The 25,733-nt window shown below is 62.1% G+C and carries 22 protein-coding genes; 11 read left to right on the top strand and 11 right to left on the bottom strand.

All coding sequences use genetic code 11. From position 1 onward, the window contains the following. Positions 1–61: 61 nt before the first annotated feature. Genes AC097P_RS14910 through AC097P_RS14900 form a run of 3 tightly spaced genes read right to left on the bottom strand, consistent with a single transcriptional unit; the run spans position 62 to position 7,535 of the window. Entirely contained in the window at positions 62–1,372 is a 1,311-nt protein-coding gene (locus tag AC097P_RS14910; RefSeq protein WP_479611215.1) for a TIGR03862 family flavoprotein, read from the bottom strand. Beyond that, entirely contained in the window at positions 1,369–4,917 is a 3,549-nt protein-coding gene (locus AC097P_RS14905; protein ID WP_479611214.1) for a UvrD-helicase domain-containing protein, read from the bottom strand. The genes AC097P_RS14910 and AC097P_RS14905 overlap by 4 nt, the downstream gene beginning before the upstream one ends. After that, positions 4,914–7,535, bottom strand: a complete 2,622-nt coding sequence (locus AC097P_RS14900) for a PD-(D/E)XK nuclease family protein (RefSeq protein ID WP_479611213.1) — start codon at positions 7,533–7,535, stop codon at positions 4,914–4,916. The genes AC097P_RS14905 and AC097P_RS14900 overlap by 4 nt, the downstream gene beginning before the upstream one ends. A gap of 86 nt (positions 7,536–7,621) precedes the next feature. On the opposite strand from AC097P_RS14900, the gene trxA reads away from it, so the two are divergent. The 4 genes from trxA to AC097P_RS14880 all read left to right on the top strand — a co-directional run bounded on the left by trxA (position 7,622) and on the right by AC097P_RS14880 (position 11,884). Further along, positions 7,622–7,954, top strand: coding sequence for a thioredoxin TrxA (trxA, locus tag AC097P_RS14895; RefSeq protein ID WP_479611212.1), 333 nt, complete (start codon positions 7,622–7,624; stop codon positions 7,952–7,954). A 320-nt stretch (positions 7,955–8,274) separates the two neighbouring features. Further along, positions 8,275–9,537, top strand: coding sequence for a transcription termination factor Rho (gene rho, locus AC097P_RS14890; RefSeq protein WP_479611211.1), 1,263 nt, complete (start codon positions 8,275–8,277; stop codon positions 9,535–9,537). Positions 9,538–9,751: 214 nt separating this feature from the next. Next, on the top strand, positions 9,752–10,018 hold the full coding sequence (locus AC097P_RS14885; RefSeq protein ID WP_479611210.1) for a type B 50S ribosomal protein L31: 267 nt from the start codon (positions 9,752–9,754) through the stop codon (positions 10,016–10,018). A gap of 84 nt (positions 10,019–10,102) precedes the next feature. After that, the gene (locus tag AC097P_RS14880) at positions 10,103–11,884 is read left to right on the top strand and encodes a hypothetical protein (RefSeq protein WP_479611209.1); all 1,782 of its coding nucleotides are present in this window, start codon (positions 10,103–10,105) and stop codon (positions 11,882–11,884) included. On the opposite strand, the gene phoR is transcribed toward AC097P_RS14880, so the two are convergent. The 7 genes from phoR to pstS form a co-directional block, all read right to left on the bottom strand. Further along, positions 11,817–13,160 (bottom strand): phosphate regulon sensor histidine kinase PhoR, encoded by a 1,344-nt coding sequence (gene phoR, locus AC097P_RS14875; protein ID WP_479611208.1) that lies wholly within the window; start codon positions 13,158–13,160, stop codon positions 11,817–11,819. The genes AC097P_RS14880 and phoR overlap by 68 nt on opposite strands. Before the next feature lie 18 nt (positions 13,161–13,178). Then, positions 13,179–13,904, bottom strand: coding sequence for a phosphate regulon transcriptional regulator PhoB (gene phoB, locus AC097P_RS14870; RefSeq protein ID WP_479611207.1), 726 nt, complete (start codon positions 13,902–13,904; stop codon positions 13,179–13,181). Positions 13,905–14,028: 124 nt separating this feature from the next. Further along, positions 14,029–14,730, bottom strand: a complete 702-nt coding sequence (phoU, locus tag AC097P_RS14865; RefSeq protein ID WP_394786465.1) for a phosphate signaling complex protein PhoU — start codon at positions 14,728–14,730, stop codon at positions 14,029–14,031. A 59-nt stretch (positions 14,731–14,789) separates the two neighbouring features. After that, positions 14,790–15,569 (bottom strand): phosphate ABC transporter ATP-binding protein PstB, encoded by a 780-nt coding sequence (gene pstB, locus AC097P_RS14860; protein WP_479611206.1) that lies wholly within the window; start codon positions 15,567–15,569, stop codon positions 14,790–14,792. A 33-nt stretch (positions 15,570–15,602) separates the two neighbouring features. Beyond that, a complete protein-coding gene (gene pstA / locus AC097P_RS14855) occupies positions 15,603–16,463 on the bottom strand; it encodes a phosphate ABC transporter permease PstA (RefSeq protein ID WP_479611205.1) in 861 nt (286 codons plus the stop codon). Continuing rightward, positions 16,460–17,491 (bottom strand): phosphate ABC transporter permease subunit PstC, encoded by a 1,032-nt coding sequence (pstC, locus tag AC097P_RS14850; RefSeq protein WP_479611204.1) that lies wholly within the window; start codon positions 17,489–17,491, stop codon positions 16,460–16,462. Before pstC ends, pstA begins: the two co-directional genes overlap by 4 nt. Before the next feature lie 41 nt (positions 17,492–17,532). After that, positions 17,533–18,576, bottom strand: a complete 1,044-nt coding sequence (gene pstS, locus AC097P_RS14845) for a phosphate ABC transporter substrate-binding protein PstS (RefSeq protein ID WP_479611203.1) — start codon at positions 18,574–18,576, stop codon at positions 17,533–17,535. 224 nt (positions 18,577–18,800) lie between these two features. On the opposite strand from pstS, the gene AC097P_RS14840 reads away from it, so the two are divergent. From AC097P_RS14840 to AC097P_RS14810, 7 genes are all read left to right on the top strand, one after another. Next, on the top strand, positions 18,801–19,301 hold the full coding sequence (locus AC097P_RS14840) for a fasciclin domain-containing protein (RefSeq protein ID WP_479611202.1): 501 nt from the start codon (positions 18,801–18,803) through the stop codon (positions 19,299–19,301). Positions 19,302–19,454: 153 nt separating this feature from the next. Continuing rightward, positions 19,455–20,591: an ABC transporter substrate-binding protein gene (locus AC097P_RS14835; protein ID WP_479611201.1), complete on the top strand. Its 1,137-nt coding sequence runs from the start codon at positions 19,455–19,457 to the stop codon at positions 20,589–20,591. Positions 20,592–20,651: 60 nt separating this feature from the next. Further along, complete coding sequence (locus AC097P_RS14830; protein ID WP_479611200.1) at positions 20,652–22,163, top strand: Ppx/GppA phosphatase family protein; 1,512 nt, start codon at positions 20,652–20,654, stop codon at positions 22,161–22,163. 39 nt (positions 22,164–22,202) lie between these two features. Next, positions 22,203–23,024, top strand: coding sequence for an MlaE family ABC transporter permease (locus AC097P_RS14825; protein ID WP_479611199.1), 822 nt, complete (start codon positions 22,203–22,205; stop codon positions 23,022–23,024). A gap of 21 nt (positions 23,025–23,045) precedes the next feature. Continuing rightward, the gene (locus AC097P_RS14820) at positions 23,046–24,008 is read left to right on the top strand and encodes an MlaD family protein (protein ID WP_479611198.1); all 963 of its coding nucleotides are present in this window, start codon (positions 23,046–23,048) and stop codon (positions 24,006–24,008) included. Further along, positions 24,005–24,691, top strand: a complete 687-nt coding sequence (locus AC097P_RS14815) for a hypothetical protein (RefSeq protein WP_479611197.1) — start codon at positions 24,005–24,007, stop codon at positions 24,689–24,691. The genes AC097P_RS14820 and AC097P_RS14815 overlap by 4 nt, the downstream gene beginning before the upstream one ends. Before the next feature lie 52 nt (positions 24,692–24,743). Then, on the top strand, positions 24,744–25,214 hold the full coding sequence (locus tag AC097P_RS14810) for a hypothetical protein (protein WP_479611196.1): 471 nt from the start codon (positions 24,744–24,746) through the stop codon (positions 25,212–25,214). Between the two features lie 57 nt (positions 25,215–25,271). Here AC097P_RS14810 and AC097P_RS14805 read toward each other — a convergent pair whose 3' ends face one another. Then, the gene (locus AC097P_RS14805; protein ID WP_479611195.1) at positions 25,272–25,733 is read right to left on the bottom strand and encodes a SixA phosphatase family protein; all 462 of its coding nucleotides are present in this window, start codon (positions 25,731–25,733) and stop codon (positions 25,272–25,274) included.

Below are 25,733 nucleotides of genomic sequence, written 5' to 3'. Positions count from 1 at the left end.
CACCACCCAAACCGCTACCAAATCTATAGCTGCTTACGCACAGCCCACGGGGGCTACAGCCTTAATTAGCTTTTGAGTTGGCTTGCAGGAACTGCAGCACGCCCCGCCCTGCACGCTGGCCGCTGGCAAAGCAGGCCTGCAGCAAATAGCCGCCGGTAGGGGCTTCCCAGTCCAGCATCTCACCGGCGCAGAACACACCGGGCACCGATTCGAGCATCAGCCCTGGCGTCAGCGCTTCGAACAGAACACCGCCGGCGGTGCTGATAGCCTCGTCCAATGGGCGCGCGGCGGTCAGCGTGATGGGCACGGCCTTGATGGCTGCGGCCAATTGGACCGGGTCGGCCATCGCCTCCTTGGACACAAGTTCGTACAGGATGCCGGCCTTGATGCCGTCAATATTCAGCCGGCTCTTCAGGTGGCTGGACAGCGAGCGTGTGCCGCGCGGGTGGCGCACCTCGGCCAACACCTTCTCGGCGCTCATATCGGGCAAAAGGTCCAGGTGGAAGGTGGCGCTGCCGGTGCGGATGATGTCATCCCGCAGCAGGCTGGACGCGGCATAGACCAGGCTGCCCTCGACGCCGGTAGCGTTGGCCACAAACTCACCCTTGCGGGCAAAGGCCACGCCCTGCGAAGTGTTGACCGCAATCTTCACGGTCTTGAAGGCCTGGCCGGCAAAACGGCTGGAGAAGTGTTCGCTCCAGCCACCTTGGACATCAAACCCGCAGTTGGCTGGCAGCAGTGGCGCCACGGCCACGCCGCGCGCGGCCAAGAGCGGCACCCAGGCCCCGTTGGAGCCCAGCCGGGCCCAGCTACCGCCACCCAGTGCCAGCACGACGGCAGCCGCCTGCACGTGCACGGTGCCCTGCGGGGTGTCGAATGCCAGGCTGGAGTCTTCCGCCCAACCGGTCCAGCGGTGGCGCATGTGGAACTGCACGCCGATAGCGCCGATAGCGCCGATAGCGCCGACAGGATTGCGCAGCCGCTGCAGCCAGGCGCGCAACAGGGGCGCGGCCTTCATGTCCTTGGGAAACACGCGGCCCGACGAGCCGACGAAGGTTTCTATGCCCAGGCCCTCGGCCCAGGCGCGCACGGCACCGGCGTCCATGTCTTGCAACAGGCCGGCAATGGCCTCGCGGCGTGCGCCATAGCGGCCTGCAAAGGTGTCTGCGCCTTCGGAGTGGGTCAAGTTAAGCCCGCCCTTGCCGGCCAGCAGGAATTTGCGGCCAATCGACGGCATCGCGTCGTACAGGTGTACCGGCACTCCGGCGTCGCTGAGCACCTGGGCAGCCATCAGGCCGGCCGGGCCGCCCCCGATCACAACAACGGGCAGGGACGGCGAAGACAGGGATGGCGTGGGGGAATCAGCGTTCATGGGGCTTGTAGTTCAATCAATGTGCCAAAGGCAGTCAAAAAAGCGGCGCGGACCGTGTGTCCGGCATAGGCCTTGGCAACCGCGGCCTGGTATTCCAGGAGTTGGGCGCGCAGCTCGGGCTGCAACTGCGGTTGGGCGCTGGATTTGTAGTCCAGCACCCACCATTGTCCGTCATCGGCCCCCTGCCCTTGTGCCCGGCGCTGCACCAGGCGGTCCAGCCGCAGCAGCCGGCCCTGGTGCACCAGGGCCACTTCGTTGCCGTGCCAGGCCAGTTGATCGGCATCCCAGGCCCATGCGCCCTCGCCTTGCAAGATGCGCGCCGCCATGGCCCGCGCGGCGTCGAACTGGGCGGCGTCCAACGCGAACTCCTGCGCCACGCCATCGCATAGCGCGTCTGGCCAGGAGGGCGTAGCCGTTGCCGCTGGTGTGGCGTGCGGTGGCAGATAGCGCTCCAACAGGCGGTGCATGGCCTGGCCGATGCGACTGTACAGGCTGTCCCCAGGTGTTTCGGTTTCTGCAGGCGCTACAAAATTCGTAGCAGCTTGTGGTCGCTGCACGAGGGCTAGCGGCATATTTGGCAATGAAGGCAGCGTGAAGAACGCCTCTTCAACCGTGTCCACGCCTTCCATGGCGCTGGCGGTTTCGTCTTGCCACAGCGCATCGGCCGCATGCTCCTGCAGGCGCTGCCACCAGCTGCCGGGGTTGGGAATATGCGGCTGCAGGCTGGACAGCACCAGCGTGCGCTGGGTGCGGGTCAGCGCCACATACAGCGCGTTCAGCTCTTCGCGGCGGCGGGCGGCCTGTTCAATGGCCAGCACGTCGACGACACAGGCCGGCGGTCTGGATTCGCTGGCCAGGTAGACAAAGCGCTGCGGATAGGCGGCTTCGCCCGGCCAGTCCACCAGCACGCCCATGGTCTGGGCCTTCAGCGCCTCCCCGTCGGTGTCCAGCAGCAGCACCAACGGCGCTTCCAGGCCCTTGGCGCCGTGCACGGTCAGCAGCCGCACGGCGTGCGCATCGGCCCGCACCGGCGCCTGGTTGCCGCCCGCGCGCAAGGCACGCACCAGGCCATAAGCGGTGACATAGCGCCCGCCGTCCACCTGCAGCGCCGCCGACAGCAGCGCGCGCAGGTTGGCCAGCACGGCCTCGCGCTGGTTGGCCGGCGTGGCGGCGGCGAAGCGGGCCAGCACGTCGCCGTGGTGGTAGATGGCGCTGAGCGCATCGTGCGGCGGCAGCGTATCGACCCAGCTTTTCCACAGCGCCAGCGTGGCACCGATGGGAGCCAAGGTGGGGGGCAAATCCGTTGCCTGCTGCAGCACCTGGTACCACGACAGTTTGGCGGACGGCTTGGGTGCAGGGTCGGACGCCGCTACGTCGTCAAACAGCGAAGTCTGGGCCGCCGACTGGGCTGCGGCCTGCAGCGCGCGCTGGCACAGCACCAGTTGCACCAGGTCGTCATCCGAGACGCTGAACAGCGGCGACTTCAGCGCCCGGGCCAGCGACAGGTCGTGTGCCGGGGACACCAGCGCATCCAGCAGGCCTACTACGTCCTGCACCTCGGGCATGTCGGCCAGTTCGTTCTTCTCGGGCTGCTGGGCGGGGATGCGCAGCGCGGCCAGCTCGGCCTGCATCAGGCCCAGGCGCTCGCGCTTGCGGGCCAGCACCATGATGTCCTGCGGTCGCAGCACGCCGGTTTGCAGCTGCTGCGCCAGCCACTGCGCGGCCTGGCGGCATTCCAGCGTCTTTCGGGTTTCTTCGGCCATCAGCCGCGGTGTGCTCAGCGAGTCGCGCCAGCCGCCGGCCAGGCCTTCCATCAGCCCGTCAGCCTCATTTTCCGCCGCCAGATCGGCAGTTGCGTCGTCGTCCGCGGCACGGGCGATGCGTGGGAGTTTAAAGATGGCCCCGGCCTCTGTGGACTCGGTGCTGTGCGCGCGAAAGCCCTCAAATTCCTGTGCCTGCTGGGCCTGGGCCATCACCGCGTTGACCAGGCCGATAATGGCTGGCGCATTGCGCCGTGTGTGGTCGCAGCTCAGCAGGTCGCCACCCAGACCATCGGCCACAAAACGCTGGGCCGCCTTGAACACCTGGGGCTCGGCGCGGCGGAAGCGGTAAATGCTTTGCTTGGGGTCGCCCACCAGGAACACGCTGGGCGCATGGCCGGCACCGGCATAGCTGGACAGCCATGCGCTCAGGGCCTGCCACTGCAGCGGGTTGGTGTCCTGAAACTCGTCGATCAGCAGGTGGCGCACGCGGGCGTCCAGCCGCTCCTGCACCCAGCCACTGAGAACGGGGTCGGACATCAGCGCGAGTGCTGAGCGCTCCAGGTCGCCCATGTCGATCCAGCCACGTTCGCGCTTGAGCTGCGCATAGGCGACGACCAGCAGGCGGGTCAGCCGCGCCATGCGCTGCTGGTGCAGCCATGCCGCATGCTGGGCCTGGGCCTGGGCGATTGCAACCAGACAGTCTTGGGCCTGGCGCACGGTTTCTATGCCGGCCAACTTGTCGCTGAGCTTGCGGTGTGTGCCTTTTTGCGTCAGTAGCGCATCCTGCGCAGCGGCGAGGTCTCCGGCGGTGACGGCCTGCTCCAGCGCGGTGGCCGCATCCAGGCAGGTCTTCAGCGTCGATGCCCCCAGCAGCCGCGCTGCGTCCAGCAGCAGGCCGCGCACACGGTCGCTGTTCAGCAGGTCTGCGGGTGAGGCCACGCCGGCCAAGTCGGGGAACTGCTCGGCAAAGTGCAGCACCGAGGCGTCCACAACGCCGTGTGCATCAGCCAGCGCAAACTCAACGCGTTTGGACAACGCAGCCTCCAGCGCCTTTTGTGTCTGGTGCCGGCCGTGGGTGGCGACGGCGTCGAGGTAGTCTTGCCGCGCATCGGGCTGGCCCGCCACGCCCGCCTGGAAACGGGGCCAGACCTGGGCCACGGCCTTGGCATCGTTTTCCAGCAGTTCGTATTGGCCGGGCAAACCCAGATCAGCCAGCGCCTGCAGCGGCGCACTGCGCAACAACGCGGCAAACCAGCTGTGGAAGGTGCGGATCTGTACCGGTCTGCCGGCCAGCAACAGGGCCTGGTGCAGGCCGCGCAGGGTCTGCAATTGAGTGGTGGTGGGCTCCTGCGTCAGGCCGCGGTGGATCAGCTCCTGGCGCAGTTCGGCATCGCTCTGGTGTGAAAAATGCAGCAGCCATTCCTGCAGCCGCTGGCGCATCTCGCCGGCGGCTTTTTTGGTGAAGGTGATGGCCAATATCTCATGCGGTGCGCTGCCCTCGAGCAGTGCACGCACGATGCGCGAGACCAGCATCCAAGTCTTGCCTGCTCCCGCACAAGCTTCGACTGCAACGCTGCGACGCGGGTCGCAAGCGATGGCGTAAAAACGCGTGCGCTCGACGGTAGCCCCGTTGTGCTCGAACGCAGCCGGAAGCCTGGGCGGCGGAGCGTTCTGCGCAGGTAAAGGAGGAGCCTGCGAAGCGGGCGGGGGACACGGAGCAGAACGCTCTGCCGCCCAGGCTTCTGGCGGGGGATGCTGGGAATCGTCGTACCCGGTCGTCATGTGATATTCCAAAAGTCTTTGCGGCACAGACCACGCGCTTGGCAGAAATCACAGGCAGAACCCTCGCCCAGTGCGGGCAGCGGTGTGCCCAGCGCAATTCGCTCCATATCGACGACGATGCCGGCGATCAGCGCATCGCGTGCCTCCACCACATCGGCCTGGAAATAGGATTTGGTGGCGTCTTTTTCACCCACATTCACATATGCGGCCTGCAGCGTGTCCTCGGGCAACAGCGCGGCGTAGAAGGCAAGCTGGGTGTCCTCCAGCGGGTCCTTGGTGCGGCTTGCGGTCTTGGCGCTGGCTTCGGTTTTGTAGTCCAGCACCAGCACCGATCCATCCGCCATCCGGTCTATGCGGTCAATGCGCCCCAGCAGCTTGACCGGACCCACACGCTGGGTCTGCGCCACTTCCGCGCGGTCGAAGATGGCACCGCTGGCCTCGTGGCGGTCCAGCCAGCGCAGATAACCGTCGCGCACCGCGGGCCAGGCCGCGGCGAAGGGCAGGAATTCCCCCTCGCCCAGCCCCATGGATGCGGTGGTGGCAACGGCGGACTCTTCCAGCAATTGCTTTTTAAGCTCTGCGCTGGGGTGGTTGCGCGGGGCCAGGGCTTCGTGGAAGCGCTTGAGCACATCGTGCAACCACAGGCCAAAGTCCCGCTTGTCCACGCTGGCATCCAACTCGTCGGCGGATTGCAGACCCAGCTGGCGCATCGCAAAGAACCGGTAAGGGCAGTTGCGTAAATCCTCATAGGCGCTGGCCGACAAATAGGCGACCGGGACCTGTTGCCCGACCGGCAGCGGGGGGAGCACGGGTGCCGGCGCGACCAGCCTGGCCTGGCGGGGGTCATCCGCCAACGGCGGGTTGCTTCTGGCAAGTTGCACTTGCTGCACCAGCACGCTGGGCAGCAGGGTCTCGCCGGTATCGTCACTGCAGCGCCACAGCACATCGCAGAACGGCGTCTGCAACGCATGCAGCCAAGCCGCGGTGGTGATGGCCTGCAAGTCGTCGCGCGATGGCAGGCCCAAGGCGGCGCGCTGGGAGGCGGTCCACCCGCCGGGTGGCTCGGGTGATGGGTTCAGGCGTACCTCGTCGCAACCGGCCAGCACCACGGCCGCGAAGGGCCGGCCCAGCATCTGGCTCATCGGCAAAATGACCAATTGCTCATGCAGCGGATACGGAGGCTGGAAGCTGGCGCCCTCCAAGGCCTGGTTGACCCAGTGCGTGAACTCGGCCAGGTCCATGCGCCGCGCCGACCAAAGCGCCTGCTGCGACAGCGCTTCCCAAGCCTGCAGCTCTGGGCCGGCCAGGCGCAGAGCCGCCAGCACCTTGGTGCCGGCTTCGTCAGCATGCAGGCCATCCCACAGTCCGCTGCCCTGCAGTGCAGCACGCAGCGCATTGAGCCAGCCCACCAGCGTGCGGCTGCCCTGCAGGTCATCGCGCAACACATCAGCGGCGGCATGGCATTGCAGGCAGGACGGCGACTTTTTCACAGCAGCACCGTAGGCCACGCGACGCCAGTCACTGCTCTGGTCGCGTCGGATCGCGGTTTCCAGTTCGCCGACGCCCGCCGTGGAGAACGCGGGGGCGCCCTTGAGCCAACCCAGCACGGCATCGCTGGAGGCATTCCACACCGCGGCTTTCAGCAGGGCCATGACTTGCGCGCCGGCATGGCTGGTGGACAACTTCCAACCGTTCTCATCACGGATCTGTACGTCCACACTTTCCAGCATCGAGCGTACGCGGCGCGTCAGCGCGCGGTCCGACGACACAAGCGCCAGCGGATAGCGTCCGGCTGCGATGTGGGCGATGGCACAGGCTGCTGTGCGTTGCGCTTCGTCTTCGGCGTCGCTGCAGGCGTGCCAGGCGATGGAGCTGGCCGTCAGCTCCGGTGCTGATACCGGCTGCGCGGCCAGCGCAAGACACGCCATGCGGTCGCCCCACAGCTGTTGCAGCACGGGCAGCATAGGATCGGCCGCCAAGCCCTGCACAACCACCAGGCAATCCACGCCGGCCTGCACACCGGCGTCAAACAACAGGTCGCCAGCAAAGGAAGACTGGGCCGCCCATTCCACGGCAATACGGGCCACTGCGGCCTCGGTGGCCAGTGCGGGGGAGTCCATGCCCAGTGCCGCGGCGGCGCGGGCCTCGTGCGCCCACTGCGGGCGGTCGACCGGTGCACGTGCGGCGGCCATCGGGCCCAACTGGTGTGCGGCCTGCACCAGCAGCCCGGCCAACGCATCCTCCTGTGCGCCCAGGCCTGCCGCACGCAGCAAGGCCGAGGCGGTCAGCGTGTCCTGCGCCATGTCGAAGGCGATGTCGGTCGCGCCCGGCTTGGGCCAGCCCATGCTGGTGCTCCAGTTTTGTGTGGTCTCGAACTGCGGCACAAAGCCATCGGGGAATTGCTGGGCCCACAGCCGAGCGGCCAACGGGCGCAGTTGCGCGTAAGGCAGCAGAACCATCGCACGGGCCGGGTGGGCTCCGCGGCGCTGCATCACCGCATGGATGCGCGGCAGCAGACCATGGCTCGCAGTGGTCCATAGCCGCAGGGACGGATGGGACGCTGCAAGACCAGCCGCCGCGGGCAGTGGTGGGGGATCAATTTTCACTATGCTGGTCATAGGCAGCGCGGGCTGGGTAAGGTCTTGCTTTCTGTCACAATGGTCGCCACTTTAGACGTATCACAAAACTCAAAAAGGATCCCTCCATGGCCAACGACCTGATCAAACATGTAACCGACGCCACTTTCGAATCCGAGGTGCTGCAGTCCGCACAGCCGATTCTGGTGGACTATTGGGCCGAATGGTGCGGTCCCTGCAAAATGATTGCTCCGATTCTGGACGAAGTCTCTACCGCATACCAGGGCAAGCTCAATATTGCCAAGATGAACGTGGATGAGAACCGTGAGATTCCCGCCAAGTTCGGCATCCGCGGCATCCCCACACTGATGCTGTTCAAAGACGGTCAACTGGCTGCGACCAAGGTTGGTGCGTTGAGCAAAGCGCAATTGATTGCTTTTATTGACCAGCAGCTGGCCTGATTCGGTCTCTCCTCCCGGCAGTTTTCCGACGGGCCGCCCCTAGGTTTTGGACCGCTTTGCGGTCAGCCCCGCTAGGGAAAACTCGCCCCCCGCGGGGGGCAGCGCAGTACAGGCACTGGCAAGCGTGGAGGCAATGTGCAGCGTGGGGGCAATTTCCTGTCATAATTCAAAACAGTTACCAGCAACCCACAAGGGCTGGTCCCGCTACCCGGGCTAAGAACACAGAGGCCAAGTCGCAGGTCTTGCCTCACCCCCTCCCCTGATTTTTCTCTCTCTCATTAACCCGAACTCTCGGTCATTTCCCACACGGGACCCATTCCATGCACTTAAACGAACTCAAGGCACTGCACGTGTCGGAAGTCCTCAAGCAAGCCGAAGAGCTTGAGATTGAAAACACCGGCCGTATGCGCAAGCAGGAGCTGATGTTCGCCATCATCAAGAAGCGCGCGCGCGCTGGCGAGCAGATCATTGCCGATGGTGTGCTGGAAATCCTGCCCGACGGTTTTGGTTTTTTGCGCAGCCCTGACACCAGTTTTACGGCCAGCACGGACGACATCTATATCAGCCCCAGCCAAGTACGCCGCTTTAACCTGCACACCGGTGACATGATTGAAGGTGAAGTGCGCACGCCCAAGGACGGCGAGCGTTACTTTGCACTGAACAAGCTGGACAAGGTCAACGGTGGCGGCCCCGAGGAGAACAAGCACAAGGTGATGTTCGAGAATCTGACGCCGCTGTTCCCCAAGGAGCAGATGCGCTTGGAGCGCGACATCAAGGGTGAAGAAAACATCACCGGGCGCGTCATCGACATCATTGCCCCCATCGGCAAAGGCCAGCGCGCACTGATCGTGGCGCAGCCCAAGAGCGGCAAGACCGTGATGATGCAGCACATTGCCCATGCGATCTCCACCAACTACCCGGACAGCTACCTGATGGTCTTGCTGATCGACGAGCGGCCGGAAGAAGTGACCGAAATGCAGCGCACCGTCAAGGGAGAGGTGATCGCTTCGACGTTCGACGAACCAGCCGCCCGCCACGTGCACGTGGCCGAAATGGTCATCGAGCGCGCCAAGCGCCTGGTCGAACTTAAAAAAGACGTGGTCATTCTGCTGGACTCCATCACCCGTTTGGCCCGCGCGTACAACAACGTGGTGCCTTCCAGTGGCAAGGTGCTGACCGGCGGCGTGGACTCCAATGCCCTGCAGCGCCCCAAGCGCTTCCTGGGTGCCGCCCGCAATGTGGAAGAAGGCGGCTCGCTGACCATTGTCGCCACCGCGCTGGTCGATACCGGCAGCCGTATGGACGAAGTGATCTTTGAAGAATTCAAGGGTACCGGCAATTCCGAAATCCACCTGGATCGCCGTTTGTACGAAAAGCGCGTGTTCCCGTCTATCCAGCTCAACCGCAGTGGCACACGCCGCGAAGAGTTGCTGCTGCAGCCCGAGATCCTGCAAAAGACCCGCATCCTGCGCCAGTTTTTGTACAACATGGACGAAATCGAAGCAATGGAAATGGTGCTCAAGCAAATGCGGGCCACCAAGACCAACAGCGAGTTCTTTGACATGATGCGCCGCGGAGGCTAAAGCAACTCGGCGAAACGGCAATTTTGTGCCGGGCCGCCCCAAGCAAAATTAGCCCCCCTGAGGGGGCAGCGATCCGCGCAGCGGTGGAACGTGGGGGCTACAAGTCCTTGATTTAGTTGTATAATTCGCCGTTTCGCGGAAAGTAGGCCAAGAATTTCAATGCGCAAAGGGTTGCGCATGGCTGACCCGGCTCCCGCAACTTCAGGAAGAGACCATGAAAGAAGGCATTCACCCCAATTACCGCGACGTGTGCTTCCAGGACATGTCCAACGGCTTCAAATTTGTGACCCGTTCTTGCGCCAACGCCAAGGAAATGATCAAAATGGAAGACGGCCGCGAACTGCCGTGGATCAAGCTCGATACCACCAGCGAATCGCACCCCTTCTACACTGGCACACAAAAATCTGTGGACAACATGGGTGGCCGTGTTGAGAAGTTCCGTAACCGTTTCGGCAAGACAACCGCTACAGTCGCGAAGTAACGCGGCTTCAGGTTTTGGCCTGAAACGTCACCAAAAAAGCAGCCCGGATTTCCGCGCTGCTTTTTTTATGCATTCCATGAATCTGTGAACCACCCAAACCCCGCCATCGTCACCCAAGCCGGCGCCCGACGCCTGCCACGCTGGGCACTGGTATTGCTGTGCCTAGCCTACGCCTTGCCTGGTTTTCTGGGTCGCGATGCATGGAAGACCGAAGACATGGCGACTCTCGGCTTCATGGCGGAGCTGGTGCAGGGTACATCCCAATGGCTGGCGCCCACGCTGATGGGCTACCCGGCCGATAACCCAGCGGTCTTACCCTATTGGCTAGGGGCTTGGGCCCTGCAACTGGCACCCGCCTGGGCCAGCGCAGACTTTGTTGTGCGCATCCCTTTCCTGCTGTTCCTGGGTCTGGCCATGGTTGCCACCTGGTACGGCACCTACTATCTGGCCCGCAACCCGCTTGCCCAGCCCGTTCCCTTTGCGTTTGGCGGCGAGGCCCTGCCAGCCGACTACGCGCGTGCCATGGCCGACGGCGGGCTACTCGCCTTTATTGCCTGCCTCGGTTTGGCGCAGTTGGCGCATGAGGCAACACCAGCGCTGGTACAACTGGGTTTCTCTGCGCTCTTCTTCTATGCGATGGGCGCGCTCCCCTACCGCCGGCATGGCCCTGCCATCGCTTCTGCTGTGGGCCTGGTCGGCCTTTCGCTGTCGGGTGCGCCAAGCTTGGCCATGCTGTTCGGTTTGGGCAGTGCAGTTTTGCACTACGCAGACCGTGAAGCCGACGTGCCCGACACCGCACGCAGACGCCGCGTGGCACGCGAAAGCATCGCCATCGTGCTCACTACCCTCGTCGGCGCCGCACTGGCCTTCGCCTTGGGTCTGCTGCGCTGGAAGATTGAGTTGCCGCGCGCGCTGTGGTCCGACTGGAGTGGCTATGTGGAGTTATTGGTGTGGTTCACCTGGCCCGCATGGCCCTTGACGCTGTGGACACTGTGGCGCTGGCGCTACCAACTGTTCAGCCGCCGCATCAGTCGCCATATCGCGCTGCCGACCTGGTTCGTTCTGGTGTGTGCCGTGGCCACGTTGACGACCGGGTCGTCAGACCGCACGTTGCTGCTGGCGCTGCCGGCCCTAGCCACGCTGGCGGCCTTTGCGCTGCCTACGCTCAAACGCCAGGTTTCGGCGCTGATCGACTGGTTCACGCTGCTGTTCTTCACCGGCTGCGCATTCACGATCTGGGTGCACTGGATTGCGATGCAAACGGGCGTACCTGCACAACCTGCGGCCAACGTGGCGCGCCTGGCTCCCGGGTTCCAGGCCAGTTTTTCACTGCTGGCCTTTACAGTCGCGGCCGTTGCAACCGTTGCCTGGATCGCGCTCGTCAAGTGGCGCGTGGGCCGCCACCGCGCCGCCATCTGGAAGAGTCTGGTTCTGCCAGCGGGCGGCGCGACACTCAGTTGGCTGCTGTTCATGACGCTGTGCATGCCGGCGCTCAACTATGTTCAAAGCTACGCCCTGTTGGTGCAACGGACCAAGTTGCAAATGTCGCCTCCAGGTTGCGTGGAAACCTTGGGGCTGGGACAAGGACAGATTGCCGCTTTCCAGTTTTATGGCAACTTGCACCTGATGCCCATGCAGTCCACAGCGCACTGTCCTTGGCTGCTGGTTGAACCTTTGCCAGATTTGTCGACCCCATCGTATATAGCCCCCTCCACGTGGACGCTGCAGGAGTTGGTCCAGCATCCCCCGATCCGTGGTGAATCCGTGTTGCTGTTCAAGCGCAACACTAACGCTTTGGTCAATGCAGAATCGGTACTTCCAATGCCGAGCGAACCCGTTGCGGCGGAAACGTCAGGGAAAAAGTAGAGCCCCTACCCGGCAAGCTGTCGATGGACAGCTCAGCCCCATGGCGTTGTGCCACGTGCTTGACGATGGCAAGGCCCAGACCGGTACCACCCGTTTCACGCGAACGGCTTCTGTCTACCCGGTAGAAGCGCTCGGTCAAGCGCGGAATGTGTTCCTGCGCAATGCCTGGCCCTTGGTCCTTGACGAAAAAGACAGCTCCACCTTCTGGCAGCGATTTGAAACCCACGTCGATGCGGCGCTGCGCGGGCGTATAGCGGATTGCATTGCCAATCAAATTGGACATTGCACTGTGCAGCTCCAGCGCAGAGCCCGCGATCTCGCACCCGGGCACGCGATCAAACCGCAGGTCATGGGACTGGGACCACAGCAGGTGCGACAGGTCACGCGCATCCTGCTCGCACTGCTCCATCAAAGCATCACCCGATACCCACTCGTGCGTAGACGGCAACGGGCTACCCTCCAGCCGGGATAGCGTGAGCAGGTCACTGACCAGGGTTTGCATGCGGGTGGCCTGTTGCGACATCAAGCCGAGGTAACGCTGTCGCTCGCGGTCATCCAGCGGCAGCGTCTGCAGTGTTTCGACAAAACCGGCCAGCACCGTCAGCGGCGTGCGAATCTCGTGCGAGACATTGGCAACAAAATCGCGCCGCATGGCTTCCGCCTGCTCGACGGCCGTGATGTCCCTGGACAGCAACAACAGGCGACCATCGCCATAGGGGTGCAGGTTCACCGACAGCGTGACCGGTTTGGCATTGCTGCTGTCCCGCCCGGGCATCGTGACACCGTGTAGAAAATCCCGCTCGGCAAGGTATGCGGCAAAGACTGGGTCGCGCACCAGGTTGCCAAAATGCTGCAACAGGTCACGCCTTGCGTCAAAGCCAAAGTGGTCCGCCGCCGTCTGGTTGAACCATTCGATACGGGCCTCAGCGTCTAGCAACACCACGCCGTTTGGAGAGGCCTGAAGCGCGGCAAGGAAATCTGTTAACCGGCTTTCGCTCTCAACTGTCAACCGGCTGCTGGCGCGCAGCATGCGGCGTATGCGGTCGTAGGCCTCACCCCATAGACCCGCTCCAATGGACACATCGGTAGATGCGCCCCCCTGCAACCAGCGAAGCAACCGAAGACCGCGAACGCCATCCAGTACGAACCAAACATAGCCACCGGCCAATGCCATGGCCAGCGCAAAGTGCCATTCATCACCCAGGGGCGCAAGCATCCAGCCGAACACAGCTGCGCCGGCCTGACACAGCACCAATGAGAGCACTCGCCAAAACATGCGGTAATGGGCGCGCAACTACGGCCCGGTCTTTTCCGCAACAGCCACGACTGGAACGGGAGTAGCTGTGAGGCGGTAGCCGGCGCCCCGCACTGTTTCAACCATGGAGCCAGCAGTACTCAGTGCCTCACGCAGGCGTTTGACATGTACGTCCACCGTGCGCTCTTCAATGTAAACATGGTCGCCCCAGACTTTGTCGAGCAGCTGGGCGCGGCTGTGCACGCGTTCGGCATGACCCATTAAATAGTGCAACAGTTTGAATTCCGTGGGACCCAATTTCAGGTGCTTTTCATCAAACGAAACACGGTGCGTCGAAGGGTCAAGGGCAAGTGAGCCAATGGTTAACGTCTCGCCGGCTTGTTCGGGTGTTCGGCGGCGCAGCACGGCGCGGATGCGCGCCAACAGCTCTTTGGTCGAAAAGGGTTTCGCAATATAGTCATCCGCACCGGCATCCAGGCCGGCTACACGGTCTGCCTCGTCTCCACGTGCCGTCAGCATGATGATTGGCACTGATCGCGTACGAGGGTCGGCACGCCACCGTTTCGCCAGCACCAAACCACTTTCACCCGGCAACATCCAGTCCAGCAGAATCAGATCGGGCAAGCCAGCATCCAGGTCGCGCTGGGCAGTAACGCTGTCGCTTGCCCAAATGGGGCGAAATCCGTTGTGCCGCAGATTGACAGCAATGAGTTCAGCGATGGCGGACTCGTCCTCCACCACCAGCACGGAGGGCATATTTCTCATGAAAGCCTCAGCGATGGCATCGCGCACAAGGCGGGGGGGCGACAATTCGCCGCAGGGCCGCCCCAAGGAAAATTCGCCCCCTCGGAGGGCAGTGACCCGCGTATCGGTGGAGCGTAAGGGCACATCATCTAACCACCGACTCGATTTTTTCCATCGATGTGTGTCGCACGTCTTCACCCTTCACCACGTAGATGATGAACTCGGCAATATTCTTGGCGTGGTCACCGATGCGCTCAATAGCTTTGGCCAGGAACAGCAGGTCCAGGCTGGGCGAGATCATGCGCGGGTCTTCCATCATGTACGTGATGAGCTTGCGCACAAAACCATCGAACTCAGCGTCGATCAGATCGTCTTCTTTCAATATGGCGACCGCAGCCGCGACGTCTAGCCGGGCAAAGGCATCCAATGCCTTATTGAGCAAGCCCGACGCCAGATCAGACGCGACACGCAACTCCAATGAAGGCAGCGAGCGCGGAGATCCGCTTTGGATAATGGAGCGCACCATGCGCGCGATTTTTTCTGCTTCATCTCCCACCCGCTCCAAGTTGGCCGTGGTTTTGGAAATAGCGATCAGCAAGCGAAGGTCCCGCGCGGTGGGCTGGCGGCGGGCGATGATGGAGGAAAGGTCGCGATCAATTTCGATCTCCATCGCATTGACGCGGGCCTCGTTGGCGGTCACCTCGTTGGCGACCTCGACACTGAATTGCGACAAGGCGTAGATAGCGCGCCGGATTTGCGACTCCACCAGTCCACCCAACTCCATGACCTGGGAGGACACGGAGGTCAGTTCGCTATCAAATTGCGTCGATAAGTGTTTGTCAGCCATATGTCTCCTACTAATCAGTTGAGGACAGCGCTAAAGGTCTGTCCCGCAAACACATTGAATTAACCGAATCGGCCGGTGATGTAGTCTTCTGTCTCTTTGCGCGTGGGCTTGAAAAACATCTGCTCGGTGGCGCCGAATTCCACCAGATCGCCCAGGTACATATAGGCCGTGTAGTCGCTACAGCGCGCCGCCTGCTGCATGTTGTGCGTGACGATGACCACGGTGTAGTCGCTCTTGAGTTCCACGATCAACTCTTCCACCTTGGCGGTCGAGATAGGGTCTAGTGCCGAACAAGGTTCGTCCAGCAACAACACTTCAGGCTTGATCGCAATGCCGCGCGCAATGCACAGGCGCTGCTGCTGGCCGCCGGACAGGCTGGAACCGCTCTGGTGCAACTTGTCCTTGACCTCGTTCCACAGTGCCGACTTGCGCAGCGCCCACTCCACGCGCTCTTCCATGTCGCTGGCATTCAGTGACTCGAACAGCTTCACGCCAAAGGCGATGTTGTCGAAGATGGACATCGGGAACGGGGTGGGCTTCTGGAAGACCATGCCCACCTTGGCGCGCAGCAGGGCCACGTCTTCTTTGCTGGTCAGCAGATTCTCGCCGTCCAGCATGATCTGCCCCTCTGCGCGCTGCTCGGGGTAAAGCTCAAACATGCGGTTGAACACGCGCAGCAGCGTGGACTTGCCGCAGCCGGACGGGCCGATGAAGGCTGTGACCTTATTCTCGGGGATCTGCAGGTTGATGCCCTTCAAAGCATGGAACTTGCCATAAAAGAAGTTCAGGTCCTTGACAGCGATCTTTGTCTTCTCGGGTGCAGTAGAGGTGTTTAGCATGGAATATTCTTTGAATGAGTGCTACCGCAGGTATCAAGCCTTGGAGCGGGTCAGTACCCGCGCCAGAATGTTCAGACCCAGTACCGCTACGGTGATGATGAAGACGCCAGCCCAGGCCAGCTTCTGCCAGTTTTCATACGGGCTCATCGCAAACTTGAAGATGGTCACCGGCAGGCTGGCCATCGGTTCGCTCAGAGAAGAAGTCCAGAACTGGTTGCTCAACGCGGTAAACAGCAGCGGGGCTGTTTCGCCAGCAATGCGGGCCACAGCCAGCAGCACGCCGGTAATAACGCCGGTTCGCGCGGCCTTCAAAGTGATGCTCAGGATGACCTTCCACTTCGGTGCGCCCAGCGCATAGGCCGCTTCGCGCAAGCCTGCGGGCACCAATTGCAGCATGTTTTCTGTGGTGCGGATCACCACCGGAATCACCAACAGCGACAGGGCAACAACTCCGGCGAAACCCGAAAATGACTTGAAACGCGAGACGACTACGGCGTACACAAACAGGCCAATGACGATGGACGGCGCCGACAAAAGAATGTCGTTGACGAAACGCGTCAGCGATGCCAGCCAGCTCTTGGAATCAAACTCCGCAAGGTAGATGCCTGCCATCACGCCCACTGGTGTGCCCACTCCGGTCGCCAGGGCCACCATGACAAAAGACCCGTAGATCGCGTTGGCTAAGCCGCCCTCCTCGTTGGGCGGCGGGGTCATCTGGGTAAACGTCGCAACCGACAGTCCGCCCACGCCCAACAGAATGGTCTCCCACAAAATCCAGAACAACCAGAATAGGCCAAAGGCCATCGCAGCCAGCGCCAGGCCGGTTGCCAACTGGTTGACGCGCTTGCGACGGGCGAACTTGTCAAGCTTGAGTTGGTGTGCGGCCGCGCTCATGTTTTGGCTCCCTCGTTTTTGCGCAACTGCGCCAGCAACAGTTTGGACAGCGACAGGATCACAAAGGTAATAAAGAAGAGCACCAGACCCAGGTACATCAACGATGCCTGGTGCAGACCCTCGCCGGCTTCTGCAAACTCGTTGGCCAGCGCAGAGGTGATGCTGTTGGCAGCCTGAAACAGGCTGAGGGAATCGAGCTGGTTGAAGTTGCCGATGACGAAGGTCACGGCCATGGTCTCCCCAATGGCGCGACCCAGGCCCAACATGATGCCGCCGATCACACCCGTCTTGGTGTAGGGCAGCACGACCTTGGATACTACTTCCCAGGTGGTAGCGCCCAGCCCATAAGCAGACTCTTTGAGCAGCGGGGGCGTCACTTCAAATACGTCGCGCATCACGGCGGCAATGAAGGGAATGATCATGATGGCCAGTATGATGCCGGCCGACAAAATACCGATACCGACTGGGGGCCCGGAGACAAACGCCCCCAGGTAGGGCACCCCGGAGAAGGCTGCCTGCATGGGCTGCTGAACGTAGGTTGCCAACACCGGTCCGAATACCAGCAAGCCCCACATGCCGTAAACAATGGAGGGCACCGCCGCCAGCAGTTCAATGGCCGTGCCCAGTGGGCGCTTAAGCCAGGCGGGGGACAACTCGGTCAAAAACAGCGCAATGCCAAAGCTGACCGGCACCGCAATCAGCAGCGCAATGAAGGACGTGGCCAGCGTTCCGTAAATCATCACCAAGCCCCCAAACTCCTCCTTGACGGGGTCCCAGGTGGTGCTGGTCAAAAAACCAAAGCCGTACTTGTGGATGGCAGGCCAGGCGCTGATCGTCAGCGATGCCAGGATCGCCAGCAACATGCCAAGCGTCACCAGGGCAGCACCCTTGGCCAGCCAGCCAAAAACAAGATCAGCCCAAGGGCCCGAACGGGCTCTCTTGACAGGAGGAGGTTGGGTCATTGCGCGCACCGACTGGTTTACAGAGGGACTGGAGGAGAAATCGTCGCGTACGAGTGTAGTTGACATGGTTGTTGTACCTTGCAAGTCCCTGCTGTGCACAGTCCTGCTTACTTGAACGCGACCGGTTTGCCGGACGCGTCCTTGATCTCACCCCAGGACTTCTGAATGGCCGCGACCACGGCTGGTGGCATAGGCACGTAGTCCAGATCTGCAGCAGACTTGGCGCCGTTCGTATAAGCCCAGTTGAAGAACTTCAGCGTCTCGGTAGCGTTGGCGGGCTTGTCCTGCTTGAGGTGCATCAGGATGAAGGTCGCGCCAGAAATGGGCCATGCATCTTTGCCGGGCTGGTTCGTCAATATTTGGTAGAAAGACTTGTTCCAGTCAGCACCAGCAGCAGCAGCCTTGAATGTTTCGTCATCCGGCTTCACAAAGTTGCCAGCCGCGTTCTGGATCACCGCGTAGTTCAGCTTGTTTTGCTTGACGTACGAATATTCCACATAGCCCATGGAGTTGGGCAGGCGGGCCACGAATGCTGCGACGCCCTCGTTGCCCTTGCCACCGGCGCCCACCGGCCAGTTCACCGCTGTGCCCTCGCCCACTTTGGCTTTCCACTCGGCGTTGACCTTGCTCAGGTAGTTCGTGAAGATGAAGGTAGTGCCGGAACCGTCGGCACGGCGCACCTGGGCGATGGCCGCATCCGGCAGAGCCAGGCTAAGGTTCAGCGCCTTGATAGCCGGGTCGTTCCAGCGGGATATCTTGCCCAGAAAAATGTCGCCCAACAACTGGCCCGTGAGCTTCAGCTGACCGGGTTCGATGCCCTTGACGTTGATGACCGGCACCACGCCGCCCAGCACGGTGGGGAACTGCATCTGGCCCTTGGACTTCAGCACTTCATCGGTAAGCGGCGCGTCGGATGCGCCGAAATCTACGGTCTTGGAGTCAATCTGCTTGATGCCGCCGCCGGAACCGATGGACTGGTAGTTGACCTTGACGCCAGTCGCCTTGTTGTATTCAGAGGCCCACTTGGAGTAGATGGGCGCGGGGAAAGATGCGCCGGCGCCGGTGATTTCCTGGGCGCCAACCGCACCAGAAAAACCCAGGGAGGCCGCTACGGCCAAGGACAGAAGTGGCAATTTGAACGCGATTCGCATGGCTAACCCTTATTCGGTTGATGGAGGAGTGAGGGGACTTTAAGAAAGTTTTGTGACAAGTCGGTGACAAATTTCATGTATTTCTTTCCATTTGTACCAAATGACCCTCGCAAAGCCCTGTCGCGAAACTTTCAAGGATTTGTCACATACCTGTCACACGACGTTTCTACGCTAAGCCGTTTCTACCCCTCCAACAAACCCGTTACGTTCAAGGATCCATCGCCATGTCACACACTCCCTCTTTCGCACGTCTTTCCCGTACAGCGCTGGTAGCCGCTGTCGCGCTGGCTATGGCCGCTTGCGCAACCACACCCACCCCGGTCAACCTGGCCGACAGCATTGCCACCAACCCGTCGCTGAGCACCTTCAACTCCCTGGTTGCCAAAAGCGGTATGTCTGAGACCCTGAAATCCGGCGGACCGTACACCGTGTTCGCCCCCACCAACGAAGCTTTCAAAGCTGTCCCCGCCGCGGCCATGGATGACTTGAACAAGCACCCCGAAAAGCTGAAGGATGTGCTGGGCTACCACGTGCTCGCTGGCAAACTCACAGCCACTGAAATCAAGAACAGCAACGCCAAGGCACTGAACGGAGCGACGCTGGCCCTGGCCAAGGCCGGGGACTTTGTGACGGTGGAGAACGCCGCTGTGGTAACAGCCGACCTGGGCGCAACCAATGGCGTGGTGCACACCATCGACACCGTGCTGATGCCCCCCAAGAAGTAATCCCTTGCCAGCCGGTCCTGCGGCCCGCCAGCCGCAGGACAATGTATCAAATCAGACGCTAGCCCTCGCGGGGCGAGCGTAAGCAGCTATCAAAATAATAGCGGGTGGGCGCTTGTCCGCCACTGTTTCCTCCATCTGGCCAAGGATTCCGCCATGTCGACTCCACAAAACCCCCACCGCCGCGCCGTGTTGCGCACTCTGTCAGGCATTGGCCTGGCGGCAACCGCTCCTGTGTGGGCCCAGCCGTCCAAGGGCACGCGCGCCATAGCGGTGGCGCAAATTGCCGACGTGTCGACCAGCCAGATCGACGTGTCCAAAGACTTTCTGGTCGGCTCGCGTGCCGCGTGGCAAGAAATCAACAGCCGCGGCGGTCTGCAGGGCAATGCCGTCAAGCATATGGTCATGGAGGTGGACGGCAGTGCAGCCAGCCTTCGCGCGGCCGTGGATTCGCTAAAGGGCGTGCCCCAGTGCATTGCAATGTTTGGCTCGTCCGGGGACAGGGCTGCGTCCCAACTTGTGGGCGTTCTGGGCCGCGAGCTGCCAGACTTGGCACACGTCGCCCCGTGGCTGCAGAACGTGGAAGCGGTCACGTCGACCAGCACCTTCACCATCTTTGCGTCGCGCCAGGAGCAGATAGCCCATGCCATCAAGTCGTTGGCGGTGATGGGCATTACACAGGTGGGCGCAGTGTATGGCTCATCCGCCGAACACGCTGCCTACAAGACCGATCTGCAACAGGTGGCGCAGGCGCTCAATCTGGATATCGTGTCCTACACCACGGCTGGCGACCTGCGGGATCTGGCGCAATCGCTGAAGCCAGACAGCCCGCGTATCCTGCTGTTCGTGGGCGGAACGCCTGAACTGGTTCGCTTTTCGCAAGGGGTGGAAAAGCAGGCGGCCCAGCGCTACATCATTGCGATGTCGGACGTCAACTTGCAGAGCATCCAGCAGATGGGCATGTCGCGCTTCACGCCGATGATCGCAACCCAGGTCGTGCCCATGGTGAATGCCCCGCTGCCCATCGTCAAAGCCTACCGCGCCGCATTGGGGCGTTTCTTCGACGAGCCGCCAACGCCGCTGAGCCTGGCCGGCTACATGTCTGCCCGTTACACGTACGAGGTATTGCAAGGCATAGACGGCCCGATCACCCGCACCAATGCGCTGCAGGCCTTTACGCGGCGTAACACCGTAGACCTGGGCGGCTTTCGTATCGTCCCCGACAGCCGCACGCGCGGGGTGGCCTACGTGACCCAAAGCATGATCGCCGCGGATGGCCGCCTGATCGGCTAAGACGCTACGGGGCCGGTGCTATGCTCGGGCGATCTTTCCGTCTTTTACCGAAACTTACCGATGCAAATGGGAAATCGCCTGGCCGCCGTGGATTTGGGGTCCAACAGTTTTAGACTCGAGATCGGGCGTGTGGAGCATGGCAGTTTTATACGCACCGAGTACCTGAAGGAAACCGTACGCCAGGGTGGCGGTTTGGATGATGAACGCAATCTGACACCCCAAGCCATGCAGGCCGGCTGGGACTGTCTGGCCCGGTTCGGTGAGCGGCTGGCGGGCTACAAGCCCGGCGAAGTGCGCGCCGTAGCCACCCAGACCCTGCGCGAAGCCCGCAACCGCGACGCCTTTTTGCAGCGCGCAAACACCATGCTGGGTTTTCCGATCAACGTGATCTCTGGCCGTGAAGAAGCACGGCTGATCTACCAGGGTGTGGCGCACATGCTGCCCCAGTCAGACGAGCGGCGCCTGGTGCTGGACATTGGGGGGCGGTCTACCGAGCTGATCCTGGGCCAGGGCACCAACCCGTTGGTCATGGAATCCTTTCGCGTAGGCAGCATAGCCTGGTCCACCCGGTACTTTCCCGATGGGCAGTTCTCCAAAAAATCTTTTGCCATTGCCGAAATCGCGGCCAAGGCGGTGCTGGACGAGGCTCTGGACGCCTACCACCCGGACCGCTGGGAAATGGCCTATGGCTCCGCTGGCACCGTAGGTGCCATTGCGGACGTGCTGGTGGCCTCGGGCTGGCCCGCGGGCAGCGTGACGCAAGACGGGCTGGATTGGCTGCTGGACAAACTGGTGGCTGCGCAAAGTGCCGACAAATTGAAGCTGGCCGGCATGCGCGAAGACCGCAAGGCCATCATTGGCGGCGGTGTCAGCATCGTGCGCGCCGTCTTCGACCTGCTGGGCATCCACACGCTGCACCAGGCTGCGGGCGGCCTGCGCCACGGGTTGATCTGCGACTTGCTTGGCAATACCAACAGCCACACCGATGACCTGCGCGTGAAAACCGTGCAACGCCTGTCCACCAAGTTTGGTGTGGACGGCGTGCATGGCGAGCGCGTGGGCAAGGTCGCCACCCATTTGTTTAGCCAACTGATGACGTCCCCTGCTGCGACCGTTTCCGTCGACGGCGACCGCCACCTGCGCAAGCTGCGCTGGGCCGCCCAGCTGCACGAGATTGGCAGCCACATCTCACACAGCGAATACCACAAGCACGGCGCCTATATCCTGGACCATGCAGACGCCATGGGGTTCTCATTGTCTGAAATGCACCGCCTGAGCCTGCTGGTGCTGGGCCACCGCGGCAAGTTGCGCAAGATTGAGGCCGCACTGGCAGACACCGATCTGCTGGCCCAGCTGATGGCATTGCGCCTGGCGGTCATTTTGTGCCACGCCCGCCGCGATCCGGACATGGCCGGTCTGGTGCTGGAGCGCCTGGACCCGCAGGGCCGCAACATGCAGCTGCGCTGCCGCGCAGGCTGGGCCGAGGCCTTCCCGCAATCGGCCTACCTGCTGCGCGAAGAAGCGCAGGCCTGGCAGAAAACGCCTTGGTCGCTGAACGTGGTGGGTTGCTGACCGTGGTGGATTGCTGACAGCCACGGGTATCATGCCTGCATGACTGTTTCGGTATACACGCACCGATGGCTGGCCAACATGGGCCGGGCCGGCCAACAGGCGCTGATGGAGTGGGTTCAGCTGCTGAGCCTGGGCCTGCATATTCTGGTGCTTGCGCTGTCCCCAAGCAGCTACGTACCCGCCAACCGCGCATCTTTACAGCGCAATATGTACGCCAATACCGCGCCCATTCTGTTGGGCTTCAGCATCGTGTGTGCACTGGCGGCCTTGGTGCTGACCCGCATTGTCGTGGTCACGGCCCACAGCTATGGCCTTTCGCACTACGCGCTGCAACTGGTGATACGCGTGCTGGTACTGGAGCTGATTCCTTTGACCTCTGCACTGTTTGTGGCCCTGCGCTGCACGATACCGGACGGTGCAGAATTGCTGGCGCTGCACGCCAAAGGCCAGCTGGACATGTCGCCCGGGCAGGAATGGGCGGCCATGCAACGCGAGGTGCCCCCACGCCTGGTGGCGGGTCTGTTTGCCGGCGCCACGCTGGCAGCGCTCAGCAGTGTCGTGGCGCTTGTCGTGGCCTACCTGGCAAGCTATGGTTTCACGCTGTCGGGCTTGGCCAACTTCACCCGGCTCTTTGGCCAAGTGTTCAGTCCGGCCGTGTCGCTGATTTTTGTCCTCAAGATCATCTTTTTCTGCCTGACCGTATCTCTGCTACCCATGGTGTCAGCCCTGGTTGGCATGCGCGGGACTTCCGGCATGTACGCCAGCACCGTGCGCACCAGCGCCGAGATGCGCGGTCTGGTGCGCATGTTCACCGTGATACTGTTGATCGAGATAGTGTCCCTGGTCGGCAACTATTACTGACATGTTCCACACGCTTCTTCCATGAACGCAAACGAATCCCCACCCCCTACCCCAACCGGCGAAAGCCTGGAGTTCAAAGCACGTCTGCTGATGGTGTTCATGCTGGTGTTGGTATGCGGCTCCGTGCTGTTTGTCATGTATGCGCGCGGCGCCTTTGACGCCACGCAAAAACTGGTGCTGATGGCCGACGATTCCGAGGGCGTCGTCATAGGCATGGACCTTACCTTCTCCGGCTTTCCGATCGGCCGCGTGCGCAGCATAGAACTGGCAGAAACCGGCAAGGTCCGCATTCTCATCGATGTCAGTCAGAAGGATGCGCATTGGCTGCGCACCAGCAGTGTCTTCACGCTCGTTCGGGGTGTGGTGGGCGGGCCGAATCTGCGCGCCTACACCGGCGTGCTGGATGCCCCCGCCCTGCCCGACGGATCTGTGCGCACCGTGCTGCAGGGCGATGTCAGCGCAGAAATCCCCAAGGTCATCTCGTCCACACGCGAACTGATCGACAACCTCAACACATTGGTCAGTGGAGGCGGCGCCGTTCATGGCACGCTGGGGAATATCCAAACGCTGACCGGCAAGCTCAACGGTCCAGGTGGCGCACTCGGCGTGCTCTTGGGCAGCGAGCAAGATGCCAAAAAGATTTTGACGACCCTGGACCGCACCAACGCGCTGCTGGCCAGGCTCGACGGTCTGGCCGCCAAAACTGATACCCAAGTATTTGGCGAAAAAGGCTTGATGCCCGAGACCCGCGTCACCGTCGTGCAACTCAATGCGCTGCTGGGTGACGCACGCGAGAGCCTGAAGAAGGTCGACACTGTGCTGCAAAACGCACAGGCTATCAGCGCCAACGCCAAAGACGCAACGGCCGACTTGGGCGTGCTGCGCAGCGACGTGGAAGCAAGCCTGCGCAAGATTGACGGACTGGTCAACGAGATCAACCGCAAGTGGCCGTTTGCCCGCACCACGGATATTCAGCTGCCATGAACCATTTCAACCCAACCTTCCGCTGTGCGTCGATGCTCATGGGTGCGCTACTGCTGTCCGCCTGCTCCAGCACCCCCAAGACTCCGGACTGGCAACTTGAATCCAAAGGTGCCGTGGACCGTGCGGTGGCCGCCTACCTGGAGGGCAACACACGTGTTGAGGTGGCTGAGCTGGGTCGCGCCCGCGCGCAGCTGGCCCGCACGGGCCGTGCCGACCTGGTGGCGGGCGCTGAACTGCTGCACTGTGCCGCCCAGGTAGCAAGTCTGGCTTTCGAGCCTTGCCCCGGATTTGAATCGCTCCGGCCCGATGCCACGGAAGCCCAACGCGCCTACGCCGACTACCTGCGTGGGCAAATCGCACCATCGCGCATACCCTTGCTGCCCGCTGCACAACAGGCGGCCGCCGCGCGCAGTACCAATGACCCCAGCGCCCTGCTCGGCATTGAAGACCCGCTGTCGCTATTGGTGGCGGCCGGTGTTTTACTGGAGTCCGGCAAGGCCAATCCGGCCACCATCGCACAGGCCGTGGACGTGGCCTCCAACCAGGGCTGGCGCCGACCGCTGTTGGCATGGCTAGGTGTGCAATTGCAGCGGGCGACAACGGCAGGTCAGCCTGCAGAGGCAGAGCGCATCCAGAGGCGCATTGCACTGATCCACAACGCGGGTGCGCCGCCCAAAAATTGACACTGCCAAGTCAACCATATAAACTGTATATACCGTTTATATGAAAGAGTACATGACTGTTATCGAGAACCCTGTTGCTGCTCCCAAGGCTGCTCCAGCAAAAGCTGCAACTCCCAAGCGCGCGACCAAATCCAAGACAGTGGCCAAAGCCGCGCCACGGGTTAAAAAGCTTACAACCTCTACGGTGCCGAAACCCAAGGCTGCGGCCAAACCGGCGGTAAAGCTCCCGGTAAAGCTGGCGGTCAAGCCCTCCGCAAAGTCTGCTGCAAAGCCGGCACCAGCAAAAGCTGTGAAGGTCAAGAAGCCAAAGATGGTGCGCGACAGCTTTACCTTCCCCAAAGCCGAATACGCGGTGCTGGACGGTCTGAAAATGCGCGCCGCCAAGCTCGGCAGTCCGGCCAAGAAAACCGAGTTGTTGCGTGCCGGTATCAAAGTGATTGCGGCCATGCAAGATGCTGCATTTGTCGCCGCACTGAAATCGGTCCCCAGCCTGAAAACCGGGCGCCCCGCTAAAGCGGTATAGAGCCCCGGCGCTTGCCACGACGTGTGATGCGCCGCCCCGCGGTGAAACCTTCCTCGGCTACAGCACTTCTGGCGATTGAACCGTCACTACGACCGTCTGCGCACCGGCTTCGCGTTCGCGGTGACGCAGCCACCACAGAGAGCCTTTTTTGACAGCGCACTCGCTGGCGTTCAGGCCCAGCAGGCTGGCAATCGTTTGGCCCAAAATGGGTTGGTGCCCCACGACCAGCACGCAGCCTTTGGACTGCGGCCACTGCACCAGCTCCAGTAGCTGCGCGCTGCTACCGGCGGGGCTCAGGGCCGGGCTGAAGCGAAATTTCCGTTCCAGCGCGCGGGCCGTTTGTTCGGTGCGCCGCGCCGGGCTGACGAAGATACGTGCACTGTCTGGCAACTGGCGGTCCAGCCAGGCCGCCATGCGCGCGGCCTGCTTCTCGCCACGCGATGTCAGCACCCGCGCCATGTCATCGCCATCCGGCATGTCTTCAACGGCTTCGGCGTGCCGCCACAGGATCAGGTCCAT

It is taken from the genome of Rhodoferax sp. ZS1R8, from assembly GCF_056521325.1.
The sequence above is the reverse complement of the archived record's forward strand: the minus strand, read 5'-3'. Positions and strand labels throughout refer to the sequence as shown.